This is a genomic window from Arsenophonus sp. ENCA (genome assembly GCF_002287155.1).
Classification (GTDB): domain Bacteria; phylum Pseudomonadota; class Gammaproteobacteria; order Enterobacterales; family Enterobacteriaceae; genus Arsenophonus; species Arsenophonus nilaparvatae.
On record NZ_NHNG01000096.1, the window covers coordinates 1 to 562 of the forward strand.

The following is a 562-nucleotide window of genomic DNA, read 5'->3' on the forward strand; positions in this document are numbered from 1 at the left end:
TAACAAGCTGAAAATTCAGCGGCTAAATTTTTCAATTCTTCGACTGATAATCCAATGATTGCTTTACATAAACGATTATCTCGTAACAGCCGCTCTTTGTTGATCATTTCAAACCTTTATTCTCTAAGTTAAACCTCTTTTTATTCTCAATAGCGTGACAAAAAATGCAAGTCTCTATTCAGCAACTAGTTTAAACTCCTCCATCAATGGACGCGCTTCGCTCTGTCGCCGTCGGTAAATCTCTTCAGGAGAAATCCCTTGACACGTTTTTTCTATCCGGTACAGTTTCTCAATTAACCCTAAGGCCCAAATGGCTTTGCCTACTTTGGTATTCGGCTGGGCTCGCCGAGCCTCTTCAAATTTACGGCGCGCATGCGCCATGCAGCCAACGAGTTGAGCTTCCGTGCCATGATAACCCGCGTAGCCATCAACTTGCAGATACCCCGTATAGTTTACCAGGAATTCGCTCGGGCAACGCCCGCTGCGCGAGTCTTGGTAGTCGTAGATAACCAGGTGCGGCGTGTTATCTTCCACATTTCGCACATCACTGCCGGTGCCATAC

Annotated in this window: 1 protein-coding gene; it reads right to left on the reverse strand. The window is 46.1% G+C overall.

Features of this window, described 5'->3' with window-relative positions:
- Window positions 1-174: 174 nt before the first annotated feature.
- A complete protein-coding gene (locus CBG25_RS02885) occupies window positions 175-543 on the reverse strand; it encodes a transposase (protein WP_366212662.1) in 369 nt (122 codons plus the stop codon).
- Window positions 544-562: the final 19 nt, after the last annotated feature.